The 12,793-nt window shown below is 67.2% G+C and carries 11 protein-coding genes; 7 read left to right on the forward strand and 4 right to left on the reverse strand.

Going from position 1 to position 12,793, the window contains the following annotated elements; all coding sequences use genetic code 11:
• Positions 1-32: 32 nt before the first annotated feature.
• Positions 33-1,631 carry a methyl-accepting chemotaxis protein gene (locus A9974_RS20595; protein WP_183006032.1) on the reverse strand — a complete coding sequence of 533 codons (1,599 nt, stop codon included), beginning with the start codon at positions 1,629-1,631 and terminating at the stop codon, positions 33-35.
• Between A9974_RS20595 and A9974_RS20600 the strand changes: the two genes are divergently transcribed.
• A complete protein-coding gene (locus A9974_RS20600; RefSeq protein WP_183006042.1) occupies positions 1,549-1,797 on the forward strand; it encodes a hypothetical protein in 249 nt (82 codons plus the stop codon). The two genes, A9974_RS20595 and A9974_RS20600, sit on opposite strands and share 83 nt — an antisense overlap.
• 88 nt (positions 1,798-1,885) lie before the next feature.
• On the opposite strand, the gene lolB is transcribed toward A9974_RS20600, so the two are convergent.
• Positions 1,886-2,488, reverse strand: a complete 603-nt coding sequence (gene lolB, locus A9974_RS20605) for a lipoprotein insertase outer membrane protein LolB (protein WP_183006033.1) — start codon at positions 2,486-2,488, stop codon at positions 1,886-1,888.
• The gene (locus A9974_RS20610) at positions 2,485-4,371 is read right to left on the reverse strand and encodes a lipopolysaccharide assembly protein LapB (protein WP_183006034.1); all 1,887 of its coding nucleotides are present in this window, start codon (positions 4,369-4,371) and stop codon (positions 2,485-2,487) included. Before A9974_RS20610 ends, lolB begins: the two co-directional genes overlap by 4 nt.
• Here A9974_RS20610 and mutM point away from each other — a divergent pair.
• The 4 genes from mutM (at position 4,370) to A9974_RS20630 (ending at position 8,470) form a co-directional block, all read left to right on the forward strand.
• A complete protein-coding gene (mutM, locus tag A9974_RS20615; RefSeq protein ID WP_183006035.1) occupies positions 4,370-5,197 on the forward strand; it encodes a bifunctional DNA-formamidopyrimidine glycosylase/DNA-(apurinic or apyrimidinic site) lyase in 828 nt (275 codons plus the stop codon). The genes A9974_RS20610 and mutM overlap by 2 nt on opposite strands.
• Before the next feature lie 260 nt (positions 5,198-5,457).
• Positions 5,458-6,411, forward strand: coding sequence for an MBL fold metallo-hydrolase (locus A9974_RS20620; protein ID WP_183006036.1), 954 nt, complete (start codon positions 5,458-5,460; stop codon positions 6,409-6,411).
• A gap of 143 nt (positions 6,412-6,554) precedes the next feature.
• Positions 6,555-8,234 (forward strand): FAD-dependent oxidoreductase, encoded by a 1,680-nt coding sequence (locus A9974_RS20625; protein WP_183006037.1) that lies wholly within the window; start codon positions 6,555-6,557, stop codon positions 8,232-8,234.
• A 17-nt stretch (positions 8,235-8,251) separates the two neighbouring features.
• A complete protein-coding gene (locus A9974_RS20630) occupies positions 8,252-8,470 on the forward strand; it encodes a DUF2783 domain-containing protein (protein WP_183006038.1) in 219 nt (72 codons plus the stop codon).
• Here the strand turns inward: A9974_RS20630 and A9974_RS20635 are convergent.
• Entirely contained in the window at positions 8,436-9,353 is a 918-nt protein-coding gene (locus tag A9974_RS20635) for a LysR family transcriptional regulator (RefSeq protein WP_183006039.1), read from the reverse strand. The two genes, A9974_RS20630 and A9974_RS20635, sit on opposite strands and share 35 nt — an antisense overlap.
• A 165-nt stretch (positions 9,354-9,518) precedes the next feature.
• On the opposite strand from A9974_RS20635, the gene hmgA reads away from it, so the two are divergent.
• Together hmgA and fahA are read left to right on the forward strand one after the other, a co-directional pair.
• Positions 9,519-10,817: a homogentisate 1,2-dioxygenase gene (gene hmgA / locus A9974_RS20640; protein ID WP_183006040.1), complete on the forward strand. Its 1,299-nt coding sequence runs from the start codon at positions 9,519-9,521 to the stop codon at positions 10,815-10,817.
• A gap of 120 nt (positions 10,818-10,937) precedes the next feature.
• Positions 10,938-12,257 (forward strand): fumarylacetoacetase, encoded by a 1,320-nt coding sequence (gene fahA / locus A9974_RS20645; RefSeq protein ID WP_183006041.1) that lies wholly within the window; start codon positions 10,938-10,940, stop codon positions 12,255-12,257.
• Positions 12,258-12,793: the final 536 nt, after the last annotated feature.

Here is a 12,793-nt window from a genome sequence, read left to right on the forward strand (position 1 = left end):
CGCCGATTTTAACGATCCGGCCCAGGCGGTGATCAGGCGATCTGAGGCGCCGAGCGGCCCGCCAGGCGCTCGGCAGCCGCCTCGATGACCTGCCCTTCCGGCAGCTTGAACACCGCCACGGCGCCCGCCAGCTGGCGCGCCTGCTCTTCCAGCGCGCCGGCCGCGGCGGCGGCCTGCTCGACCAGCGCGGCGTTCTGCTGCGTCACGCCGTCCATTTGCGCCACGGCGCGGTTGACCTGGTCGATGCCACTGGCCTGCTCTTCCGAAGCGGCGGAGATCTCACCCATCAGGCTGGTCACGCGCTGCACGGAATCGACGATCTCGCGCATCGTGGCGCCTGCCGTTTCCACCTGCACGGAGCCGACGCCAACCTTCTGCGCCGAGTCTTCGATCAATTGCTTGATTTCCTTGGCGGCGGCGGCGCTGCGCTGGGCCAGCGTGCGCACTTCGCTGGCGACCACGGCAAAGCCCTTGCCCTGCTCGCCGGCGCGGGCGGCCTCCACGGCGGCGTTGAGCGCCAGGATGTTGGTCTGGAAGGCAATGCCGTCGATCACGCCCACGATGTCGGAGATACGCGACGAGCTGCCCGAAATGGCGCGCATCGTCTCCACCACGCTGGACACGGCATCGCCGCCGCGCTGCGCCACCGCAGCCGACGCGGCAACCATGCGGTTGGCTTCGCGCGCCGTATCGGCGTTCTGCTTCACCGTGGACGCCAGCTCTTCCATGCTGGCGGCGGTTTCTTCCAGCGAAGCGGCCTGCTCTTCCGTGCGGCTGGACAGGTCGGTGTTGCCCGACGAAATCTCGCGGGCGCCCACGTTGATCTCGTCCACGCCGCGACGCACGGTCGACACCGTGCGCACCAGACTGTCCTGCATGGCCCGCAGCGCGCTCAGCAGCGCGCCGATTTCATTGCGGCCGCGTTCGGCCACGCGGCGCGTCAGGTCGCCTTCGGCGATGCGGCGGAAGATCTCGCCGGCTTCCAGCAAGGGGCGCACGATCATGCGGCGGATCAACATGTGCGCGCCCACCGCCATTGCCAGGCCCAGGGCCAGGATGCCGCCCAGAAGATAGGTGAACACGGAGTGAAACAGCGAGATGTCGTCCATGACGGCCTGGCCGGTTTCCTCGGCGCGGCGCATGAAGGCGTCACGCTCGGACACCAGCAGTTCCTGCACCTGCTGCGTGCCCTGCTTGAAATAGGCGTCCATGTCGCCCGCCTCGAGCACCTTGCCGACGTTCTGCAGGTTGGCGCTGAGATTGGTGTAAGCCTCGATCAGATCCTTGGACGCCGCCTTCTCATCGGCCGACAGGCCACCCGAGAAACCCTGGAACGCGCGATCGCCGGCGGCAATGCGCTGGCGCGCCAGCCGCAGCGCGGTGGTGTCGCTGGCATTGCCCTGCGCCACCCGGGTGGCGTAGCGGCTCAGGTCGGTGCGCGCCGCCACCAGGGACAGGGCGGCCGAATTCACGGCGTTGACCTGTTGCGAAGAAAGGCGATAGAGCTGGCCAACGTCCTGGTTGGTCTGGCGCAAAGCGACAAGGCCCATGCCGCCCACCAGCAGCTGGAAGGTAAAAAATATCGCGATGATCCCCACCAGCACCGTCGCGATTCGTGTGTTCCTGAACATTGCCATTCTCCAAAAAATCGGCGGCGCGATCCGCGGCCGCCGGTCTTGCAAGCCGCACGGGCTGGTCGCGCGCGCGGGTATCGGGAGAATTATTCAGGCTAAACAAGATATTTCAAGCGGTAACAGAGCGGATTTTGCCGCGCTTATTTGCCCGATTGAAAAATGACGGACGTGTTAAAGCCGACGGCCGCGCCATCCCTGAAATGCAACATCAGGATGGGGGGGCCGCCAGACCAGGGACAGCAAGGAGGGGATCAGGGCTTGTTGACCACCAGCCGCACCATGATGCGGCGGCCGGGTTCCTGGCGTTCCAGGACCAGCATCTGCGGGCCCAGCGCGTCGTAGCGCGACAGCCGGGCACGCCAGCCGCCCTGCTCGAAGGCCACGGGACGGCCCAGTTCGTCGTTGGAGACGTCGGTAGGCTCGGGCTCGCCCGGCAATTTTCCGCGCAGCCAGGCTCGCAGGCCCGACACCGGCATGCTGCTGCCCAGCGCGTCTTCGGCCAGCGCGTCGGGATTGTCGGCTACCAGGCGAGTGCCGTCGGCCTTGGTCAGGCTGGCGGCGCCCGGCTGCCCTTCGACACGGGCTTCGGTCGATCCCAGGGGGTTGGTCAGGTCCAGCACATAGCGCCGGCCGTCGTCCGACCACGAGAAACCGCCCTGCACGGCATTTTGCTTGCCGCTTTCTTCGTTGACCGTGATGGCGAAGCGCCCGATCCGCGAGAAGGCATCGGCGGACGTGCCCTCGATGGGCTTGGGGGTGGTGGTGCAAGCGGCCAATGCAAACGCCAGCAGCGCCAAGACCGCCCAGCGCAGCAGGGCCGCGCCGTCGCGCAAGCGGCGTACTGCTGCCGTCACAGGCTGACTCCGAGGCGTTTGACGACCTCGAGCACGGTCTTGTTCTTGGGGTCCTTCAGCAGCGCGGCGCGCAGCAGGTCGGTGGCCTGATCGCGCTTGCCCTGGGACCAGAGAACCTCGGCCAGGTGGGCGGCGATGTCGGCTTCCGGGCGCACGCTGTAGGCGCGGCGCAGGTAGTCGGCGGCGGCAACCTGGTCGCCCATGCGGAATTTGACCCAGCCCATGCTGTCCAGGATGAACGGATCGTTGGGCGACAGTTCCAGGGCCTGGGTGATCAGGTCCAGGGCTTCGGGCAGGCGCTGGTTGTGGTCGGCCAGCGTATAGCCCAGCGCGTTGTAGGCGTGGGCGTGCTCGGGATCCAGCGCGATGACCTGGCGCAGCATGCGCTCCAGGTCGGCCAGACGGCCCTGGCGCTCGTACAGCATGGCCAGTTCGTATTTGATTTCGACGGTGTCGGGCAGCGCCTGGTCGGCGGCTTCCAGGGCGGACACCGCCTGGCCGATGCGGTCGGCATCGCGCAGGATCTGGGCCTTGGTCAGGACGCCCAGGGTGCGTTCTTCGTCGTCCTGGGGCGAGGCGGCGTCGACCATCTTGATGGCGTCGTCGACCCGGCCGGACTTGGCGCGCAGGACGGCCTGGCGCATGCTGGCCGAGTAGCGCAGCGACGGATCGTCGATGCGGCCGAGCTCGGCGATGGCTTCGTCGTACTGGCCTTGGTCTTCGGCGATGCGCGACAGCAGCACATGGGCATCGGCCGCGGCCGCGCCGGCGTCGGTGGCGCCCGGCACGATGGCGCGCTGGCGCTGGTTCTGGACGTCCAGGTACTGCTGCAGGAATGCCTTGGCCTGCGGCAACTGGCCCGCCTTGTAGGCCAGTTGGGCCTGCATGAAGAGCAGGTCGAAGTCTTCGGGCGAACGGCGCGACATGGCTTGCAGTTCAGCCAGAGCGCCGGCGTAGTCGCCGGCGTCGGCCATCTGGCCGGCCAGCATCAGCCGGACCTTGCGCGCGTTGGGATTGCGGGCGACATAGGCGCGGGCGTCGGCCTGGGCACGCTGCGGATCGACCTTGGCGCCGTATTCCAGCACGCGCTGGGCGGCGGGTTCGGACTTGGGGTCGGCGGCCAGCGCAGCACGAGCTTCCTGGGTGGCGCGCGGGTAGTCGCCAGCGGCCGACGCTACGTCGGCCAAGGCCAGGTGCGCGGCAGGCAGCTTGCGCACGCTGTCGCTGAAGGATTCGTCAAGGATGCGCAGAGCCAGGCGGCGGTCGTTCAGGCGGCTGAGCACGGCCAGGGCCTGACCGATCGCGGCCGGCTTGTCGCGCGAGGCGTCGATGCGGTTGCGCAGCGCCTGCGACAGGCCCTTGGTCTGGCCGTTGGCCGCGGCCAGCGCCAATTCGGTGGAGCTGGCTTCAAGATCGTTGGGCGACAGGCGGGCCCAGACACGGGCCGCATCCAGGGCGCCCGGCAGGTTGCCGCCCGCCAGCTGGAATTCCAGCCCGCGGCGGGCCAGGCGGGGATCGCCGGTGTCCCGGGCCAGGCCGACCATGGTGTTGGCAGCGGTGCCGTACATGCCGCGCTGGGCGGCGATTTCGGACGCCAGGACCCGGTAGAAGATGTCCGCGGTCAGCGAGACGTAGGGCAACTGGCCCGGACGCAGGCGGATGACCTCGGTTTCGGGTTGGCGGTTCTGGGGCGCCATGCGCGGCCCGGTCGCGTCGCGCGTCCGGCTGTCTGCGGCCTGGGCTTGAGGGGCCATGGCGGCGGCCAACGCGAGCGCCAGCGCGGCAAACCCGATATTCATTTGTTTGAAAGACGACTTCACGCGGCCCGTCCGGTTGATGGCACAATCTTCGTACACGCAATTGATGATCTTACACTGGCTCATGCCGGAACTGCCTGAAGTTGAAACCACGCGTCGGGGAATAGACGCCGTCATTACTGGCCGGACCCTTACGCGGCTGGTCGTCCACGAGTCCCGGATGCGCTGGCCCATCCCGTCCGACCTGCCCGCCTTGCTGGGTGGCCGGACCGTGCTGGAATGCGGCCGCCGCGGCAAATACCTGCTGCTGCGCTTTGAACACGGCACCCAGATCGTGCATCTGGGCATGTCCGGGTCGCTGCGGAGCACGGCTCCCGGCGAATTCCTGCGCAAGCACGATCACGTCGAATGGATCTTCGACCAGGCGGTGTTGCGGCTGCACGACCCGCGCCGGTTTGGCGCGGTGCTGTGGCATCCCGACGCCGACGGCCCCATCGAAAGCCACCCGCTGCTGGCCAAGCTGGGCATTGAACCCTTCGACCCGCGCTTTGACGGCGCCTGGCTGCACCGGCACTTCAAACGCCATGGCGCGGCGATCAAACAAGTGCTGCTGGCCGGCATGGCGGTGGTGGGCGTGGGCAATATCTATGCGTCCGAAAGCCTGTTCCGCGCCCGCATCAACCCCAAGACCCCGGCGAATAAATTGTCGGCGGCCCGCTGCGACCGCTTGGCGGACATGGTGCGCGCGACCCTGGCCGACGCCCTGACCTCGGGCGGCAGCACGCTGCGCGACTACGTCGGCGCCAGCGGCGAACCGGGCGCCTATTTCGAGATTCATGCCGCCGTCTACGAACGCGAGGGCCAGCCCTGCAAGGTCTGCGGCACCCCGATACGGCGCATCGTCCAGGGCCAGCGCGCCACCTACTACTGCCCGACGTGCCAGAAAACCTAGCGCCGCCCGCCCGGCCGATGGCCAGGCCTGGCGCGCGAAATGGCGGTTAGGGCCGCGCCCCGCCTGAAAGTTCCCCCTGCTTACCCCCAGTCCGGGCCGCCTCGCGGCCCGGTTTGCCATGGGCGTCCGGCTCGCGGCCCTGGTGAAATCCCTGTAAAAACAGGACCATTAGTCAATAGCGAACGTATTGCATAAGCACTAACGCCAAGCTATAGTCCTTCCACACACCCTATTCCTATAAAAGTGGAAGGAGCCTCCCCATGAGCAAGCAATTCGCCTCGCATGCCGACCTGTCCGACAAGGTCGTCTCGTTCGAGAAGCTGTCCGACAACGCCTATGCCTACACCGCCGAAGGCGACCCCAACACGGGCGTGATCATCGGCGACGAGGCCGTCATGGTGGTCGACACCCAAGCCACCCCCGTCATGGCGCAGGACGTCATCCGCCGCATCCGCGAAGTGACCGACAAGCCCATCAAGTACATCCTGCTGTCGCACTACCACGCCGTGCGCGTGTTCGGCGCCTCGGCCTACGATGCCCAGGAAATCCTGGCCAGCCGCGACACCTTCGACCTGATCGCCGAGCGCGGCGAACAGGACAAGGCCAGCGAAATCGGCCGCTTCCCGCGCCTGTTCCGCAACGCCGAATCGATTCCGCCCGGCCTGGTCTGGCCCACGATGACCTTCAAGGGCGAAATGACCGTCAACCTGGGCAACCTGGAAGTCAAGCTGCTGCAGGTCGGCCGCGGCCACACCAAGGGCGACACCATTGCCTGGCTGCCCGAGCAGAAAATCCTGTTCGCCGGCGACCTGGTCGAATACCAATCCACCCCGTACTGCGGCGACGCCTACTTCCGCGACTGGCCCACTACGCTGGATGCGCTGTCGGGCTTCGACGCCGAAAAGATGGTGCCCGGCCGCGGCCCTGCCCTCAAGAGCGCCACCGAAGTGCGCCAGGGCCTGGCCGGCACGCGCGCCTTCCTGACCGACCTGTACGGCGCCGTGAACCGCGGCGTAGCCGAAGGCAAGGACCTGAAGACGATCTATCGCGAGGTCTACGACTTCATGAAGCCGCGCTACAGCGACTGGGTCATCTTCGATCACTGCATGCCGTTCGACGTTTCGCGCGCCTACGACGAAGCCACCGGACACGTTCATCCGCGCATCTGGACCGACAAGCGCGACCTGGAAATGTGGGCCCAGCTGGAGGGCTGATCCCGCCACGCGGCCCGGCCTCGTTCGCCGAGGCCGCGATTTTCCATCCAGCAGGAACCGGATCCGCCAGTCCTTGGGCGCCAAGCCGCCCGCGATGCGCGGATCCGCGCATAAAAACAAAATGACCCACACAGGAGACAACCGTGGGAGACATCGACTTTCAGGCGATGGAGTTCGCCTATGAAAAACACGCCGACCAGGGCGCCGCGACGCGCGCGCGCCATCCGGTGGTGGTGGTGGGCGCCGGCCCCGTCGGCCTGACCACGGCGCTGGACCTGGCGCGCCAGGGAGTACGGGTCGTGGTGCTGGACGACGACTACCGCCTGTCCACCGGCTCGCGCGCCATCTGCTTTTCCAAGCGCACGCTCGAAATCTGGGACCGTCTGGGCGTCGGCCAGCGCATGGCCGACAAGGGCGTGTCCTGGAACGTGGGCAAGGTGTTCTTCCGCGACCAGGAAGTCTGGCGCTTCGATCTGCTGCCCGAGCCAGGCCACCGCCGCCCCGCCTTCATCAACCTGCAGCAGTACTACGCCGAAGGCTACCTGTACGAGCAGGCCCGCCAGCAGCCCAACATTGAACTGCGCTGGAAGAACAAGGTCGTCGGCGTCGAGCCCTCGAACGACGGCGTGACCGTGTCGATCGACACCCCCGAAGGCGCCTATGCGCTGCAGGCCGACTGGCTGGTCGCCTGCGACGGCGCGCGTTCGCCGGTGCGCAAACTGATCGGCCAGGAAAGCCACGGCCGCATCTTCCGCGACCGCTTCCTGATTGCCGACGTCAAGATGAAGGCCGACTTCCCGGCGGAACGCTGGTTCTGGTTCGACCCGCCGTTTCACCCCAACCAGTCCGTGCTGCTGCACATGCAGCCCGACAACGTCTGGCGCATCGACTTCCAGCTGGGCTGGAACGCCGACCCCGTCGAAGCCGTCAAGCCCGAGAACGTGCTGCCTCGCATCCGCGCCCTGCTCGGCCCCGACGCGCAATTCGAACTGGAGTGGGTCAGCGTCTATACGTTCGCGTGCGAACGCATGGACACCTTCCGCCATGGCCGCGTGCTGTTCGCGGGCGACTCGGCCCACCGCGTGTCGCCGTTCGGCGCGCGCGGCGCCAACAGCGGTGTGCAGGACGCCGAAAACCTCGCCTGGAAACTGAAGCTGGTGCTGGCCGGCCAGGCGCCCGCCACGCTGGTGGACAGCTACGCAGCCGAACGCGAGCACGCCGCCGACGAGAACATCCTGAACTCGTCGCGCGCCACCGATTTCATCACTCCCAAGAGCGATATCAGCCGCAGCTTCCGCAACGCGGTACTGAACCTGGCCCGCCATCATCCGTTTGCGCGCTCGCTGGTGAACAGCGGCCGGCTGTCTCTGCCGGCCACCTATGCCGATTCGCCGCTGAACACGCCGGACACGGACGCCTTCGCCGGCCGCATGCGCCCGGGCGCCGTCGCCCTGGACGCCCCGGTGCGCGGCGCCGGCGGTATCGAGTGGTGGTTGTCGGTGCTGGACAGCGGTTTCACGCTGGCGCTGTTCTGTGGCGACCAGCCGCCGCCGCGCGACACGCAGCAAGCCTTGCAGGCGCTGCGCCTGGCCGCCGTGCCGATCAAGCCCGTGCTGGTGACGGACGCACAATGCGATACCTCCGCCTGCCCGGCCGACCTGGCGCACGTGGTCGACAGCGAAGGCCTGCTGGCCCAGCGCTACGATGCGCGGCCCGGCACCGTCTACCTGATCCGGCCAGACCAGCACATCGCCGCACGCTGGCGCGCGTTCCAGCCCGACGCCGTCGCGTCGGCCATCAACCGCGCCACGGGCCGCGCCTGAATCCGGAGGGGATTTCCATGCTGATCACTGACACCAACCTGCCCGCGCCGGACGACTTCTACGAAGCGCTGATCGACGCGCACCGCGACCTGAGCAACGAGCAAAGCCAGGAAATGAATGCCGCGCTGATCCTGTTGCTCGCCAACCACCTGGGCGACATGGCCGTGCTGCGCGAAGCCCTGGCGCACGCCCGGGCCTCGGTCATTGCGCAGGCGCCCCCACCGCAAACGCGTTGACGATCAGGGCGCGCAGCCATTGGTTGCCGCCATCGCGATCGTAGCGGCGCTGCCAGTACATATTGGTTTGCAAGGCGGGCACCTTCACGGGCGGCGTCATGTAGCGCAAGCCGAACGGCGGCGCGGCGCTGGCGGCCAGCTTCTCGGGCACGGTCGCCAGCAAGTCGGTCGCGCTGACGATGTACGGCACGGCCGAAAAATGCGGCACGCTGAAGTGCTCGGCCAGCACGAGGCCTGCCCGTTCCATCGACTGGTTGACTTGCCCGTAGGGCGCGGCGCGCGACACGATCAGGTGGCGCTCGGCGCGAAAGGCCTTCAGCCCCATGCCCGCGTGGGCCGTGGGATGCGCCTGGCGGAACAGCGTGGCGTATCCCTGCCGGAACAGCATGCGCTGCAAGGTGCCCGCGCCCATTTCGTCGAACGCGCCGATCGCCAGGTCGACGCGGCCCGCCTCCATTTCGCGCGGCAGGTCCGGGCCCAGCACCCGCACCGAATCAATCCGCACCTGCGGCGCCACCTGCACGCAGACTTCCATCAGCCGCGGCATGAAATGAATCTCGCCGACGTCCGTCATCGCCACGCGGAAACGCCGCGTGCTGGTGGCGGCATCGAACGCGTCCTGGTCCTGCAGCGCCTGCGTCAGCATCGCCAGCGCCTCGCTGACCGGCCCCGCCAGGCGCTGGGCCCGCGGCGTCGGCAGCATGCCCTGGGCGGTGCGCACGAACAGTTCGTCGCCAAAGGCCACCCGCAGCCGGCGCAGCGCATTGCTGACCGCAGGCTGGGACAAGTCCAGCCGCCGTGCCACGGCGGACAGGTTGCGGTCTTCCAGCAGGTGCTGGAACAGGATCAAGAGGTTCAGGTCGACGTCGCGCAGCTCGGCCATGCGGCCCCCTACTATTCACAAAATTTATAGTCGCTATTTTTGCATTCCCGTAGCCGTAGCGGGGGTTTTTTCCGACAATGACGTATCGGCCCCTGCCGCCATCTGGCCCGGGCCCCAGAACCAAGACCGCGCGGCCACGTACCGCGCGCCACCCAGGAGGATTCCATGGAACTGCACTACCAGACCGGCTTCGGCAACGACTGCGCCACCGAAGCCCTGCCCGGCGCCCTGCCGCTGGGCCGCAATTCGCCCCAGCAATGCCCCTACGGCCTGTACGCCGAACAACTGTCCGGCACCGCTTTTACTGCACCGCGCAGCGAGAACCGCCGTTCGTGGCTGTACCGCATCCGCCCCGGCGCCCAGCACAAGCCGTTCGAGGCGTTCGGCGGCGCGGCAGGCTGGCAGAGCACATTCGGCGACGGCCCCGTCACGCCCAACCAGCTGCGCTGGAGCCCCCTGCCCATCCCCGCCGCTCCCACCGATTTCCTCGAAGGCGTGAAGACCTGGGGCGGCAATGGCGGCCCCGATGAACAGGGCGGCGTGGGCATCCATCTGTACGCGGCCAACCGCAGCATGAAGGGCCGCTATTTCTACAACGCCGACGGCGAGCTGCTGCTGGTGCCGCAGCAAGGCCGCCTGCGCCTGGCCACCGAGCTGGGCCTGATCGACCTGGAACCGCTGGAAATCGCCGTGATTCCCCGCGGCGTGCGCTTCAGCGTGCAGTTACTGGACGACACGGCCCGCGGCTACATGCTGGAGAATTTCGGCGCCGCGCTGCGTCTGCCGGAACTGGGCCCGATCGGCTCGAACTGCCTGGCCAATGCGCGCGACTTCAAGACGCCGGTGGCCTGGTACGAAGACGTGGAAGGCGATTTCGAGCTGATCGCCAAGTTCACCGGCGGCTTCTGGCACGCCGCAATCGGCCATTCGCCACTGGACGTGGTGGCCTGGCACGGCACGCATGCACCGTACAAGTACGATCTGCGTCACTTCAACACGATCGGTTCGATCAGCTTCGACCATCCGGACCCGTCGATCTTCACGGTGCTGACGGCCCCGTCAGACACGCCGGGCACGGCAAACATGGATTTCGCGATTTTTCCGCCTCGCATCCTGGCGATGGAAAACACGTTCCGTCCGCCCTGGTTCCACCGCAACGTGGCCAGCGAATTCATGGGCCTGATCCAGGGCGTATACGACGCCAAGGCCGAGGGCTTCGCCCCCGGCGGCGCCAGCCTGCACAACTGCATGAGCGGCCACGGCCCCGACGCCGAGACGTTCGAGAAAGCATCGCGCGCCGATACCAGCACGGCGCACTACATCCGCGACACGATGGCGTTCATGTTCGAAACGCGCCGCGTGATCCGCCCGACCGCCCAGGCGTTGGCGTCGGTAGAATTGCAGGGCGACTATTACCGGTGCTGGCAGGACATCAAGAAGCACTTCGATCCCAGCAAGGCGTGACCGGCCACACCGCCTTCACGCCCGCCCACGGCGATGCGCGCAAGCGCATCGCCGTTTGGCTTTGGATTTTTCCGGCGCCTGCCGGCCCCTTACAAACACATTGAACGAGACACCAGAACCATGACCACTTCGATCAACGAAACGCACGACCCGTCCCTGAAGAGCTGGGTAGCCAGCGCCAATACGGGCACGTCGGATTTCCCGGTGCAAAACCTGCCGTATGCGGCATTTCGCCGCAAGGGGTCGCAGGAATCGTTCCGCCCCGGCGTGGCGATCGGCGACCAGATTCTGGATCTGGCCGCGCTGGCGGCCAAGCAGCCGTTCGAGGGCGCGGCCGGACAGGCGCTGGCCGCCTGCCAGGGCGACAGCCTGAACGCGCTGATGGCGCTGGGCCAAGCCCACTGGAGCGCGCTGCGCCTGGCGCTGTCTCGCGCCCTGCGTGAAGGCGCGGCGCTGCGCGCCGAGGTCGAGCCGCTGCTGGTGGCCCAGGCGCAGGCGGAATACACGACGCCGGCCCGCATCGGCGACTACACGGACTTCTATATTTCGGTGCACCACGCGACGTCGGTGGGCAAACAATTCCGTCCCGACAATCCTCTGCTGCCGAACTACAAGTGGGTGCCGATCGGCTACCACGGCCGCGCATCGAGCATCGGCGTGGACCAGAAGTTCCCGCGCCCGGTGGGCCAGACGCGTCCGGCGAACGAGGGCGAAAATCCCCAGTTCGGCCCCTGCGCGCGCCTGGACTACGAGCTGGAACTGGGCATTTTCGTGGGCACGGGCAATCCGCAAGGCGAGCGCATCCCGCTGGCGGACGCGGACGCGCACGTGTTCGGCCTGTGCATTCTGAACGACTGGTCGGCGCGCGATATCCAGGCCTGGGAATACCAGCCGCTCGGCCCGTTCCTGTCGAAGAATTTTGCCTCGACGATTTCGCCGTGGATCGTGACGATGGAAGCGCTGGAACCGTTCCGCACGCAATGGAACCGCGGCCCCGCAGAACCACAACCGATGCCCTACCTGGCCTCGGATGCGAACCGCGCCAAGGGGGCCTACGATGTGCAGATGGAAGTGCTGCTGACGACGGAAAAGTCGCGCGCCGAAAAGCAAGCCCCGGCCAAGCTCTCCCGCAGCAATTTCCGCGACGCCTACTGGAACATCGCCCAACTGATCACGCACCACACCGTGAACGGCTGCAATCTGCAACCGGGCGACATGCTGGGTACGGGTACCTTGTCGGGTCCGCAGGCGTCCGAAGCCGGGTCGCTGCTGGAATTGAGCAATGGGGGGAAGGTGGCGTTTGATCTACCTTGGGGGGAGAAGCGGACGTTCCTGCAAGATGGGGATCAAGTCATTATGCGGGCTGAGTGCGTTAAGGCTGGGTATCCGAGGATTGGGTTTGGCGAGGCTTGCGGGACTGTTTTGCCGGCTCGGGTTTGAGGTTTTTTTAATTCGTGCGGTATGTGCTTCGTAGGCCGCTCCTGGCGGGGGTGACTTGCGGAGTGGGCGCCCCCCCGCAAGCCCCCCCCGCCAGGAGCTACGCGCGTCTTGACCTGTCGCGCTGCTAGACCTGTGGTCAGGGCATGAAACCTACGGGGCCGCCAAGCCGCGGCCGCGCGGGCGGCCACGTTTGGCATTCGTGTTGTTGACTATGTGACGGTGGCGCTTCGCGCTGGTGGCGATTGGTTTTCTGTTGGGTCGCACGTCGAGGGGAGGGGCGGTGATGGGCGGCGCGACAGGCACTGGCTTGCGCATGCTGACCGTCTCGCGCGCCGCCCATCCGCGCCAGCGGCATCGGCGTACGCAAGACGACGCGTAAGCTTCGTAAGGCCGCCCGCGCGGCCGGCACGAAGCGGGCACCGCACCCTCCTCCATACCCACTCTGACCGGGGCCAACATGCCAAGCACACTGACCGCCCCAGGGCCGTCGCCAAGCCTCATCAAGAGCGCGTGGCGGTGTCGGGGTGGGGTGGGCG

It is taken from the genome of Achromobacter sp. UMC71, from assembly GCF_014170305.1.
In the GTDB taxonomy this organism is placed as follows: domain Bacteria; phylum Pseudomonadota; class Gammaproteobacteria; order Burkholderiales; family Burkholderiaceae_B; genus Achromobacter.

Bases quoted from the DNA above. Each gene is read 5' to 3' on its own strand.
- A9974_RS20630 (WP_183006038.1), top strand. From the start codon at position 8,252: ATGCTGATCACTGACACCAACCTGCCCGCGCCGGACGACTTCTACGAA.
- A9974_RS20600 (WP_183006042.1), top strand. From the start codon at position 1,549: ATGCCGCCCACCAGCAGCTGGAAGGTAAAAAATATCGCGATGATCCCC.
- A9974_RS20620 (WP_183006036.1), top strand. From the start codon at position 5,458: ATGAGCAAGCAATTCGCCTCGCATGCCGACCTGTCCGACAAGGTCGTC.
- A9974_RS20635 (WP_183006039.1), bottom strand. From the start codon at position 9,353: ATGGCCGAGCTGCGCGACGTCGACCTGAACCTCTTGATCCTGTTCCAG.
- mutM (WP_183006035.1), top strand. From the start codon at position 4,370: ATGCCGGAACTGCCTGAAGTTGAAACCACGCGTCGGGGAATAGACGCC.
- A9974_RS20610 (WP_183006034.1), bottom strand. From the start codon at position 4,371: ATGAGCCAGTGTAAGATCATCAATTGCGTGTACGAAGATTGTGCCATC.
- fahA (WP_183006041.1), top strand. From the start codon at position 10,938: ATGACCACTTCGATCAACGAAACGCACGACCCGTCCCTGAAGAGCTGG.
- A9974_RS20595 (WP_183006032.1), bottom strand. From the start codon at position 1,631: ATGTTCAGGAACACACGAATCGCGACGGTGCTGGTGGGGATCATCGCG.
- hmgA (WP_183006040.1), top strand. From the start codon at position 9,519: ATGGAACTGCACTACCAGACCGGCTTCGGCAACGACTGCGCCACCGAA.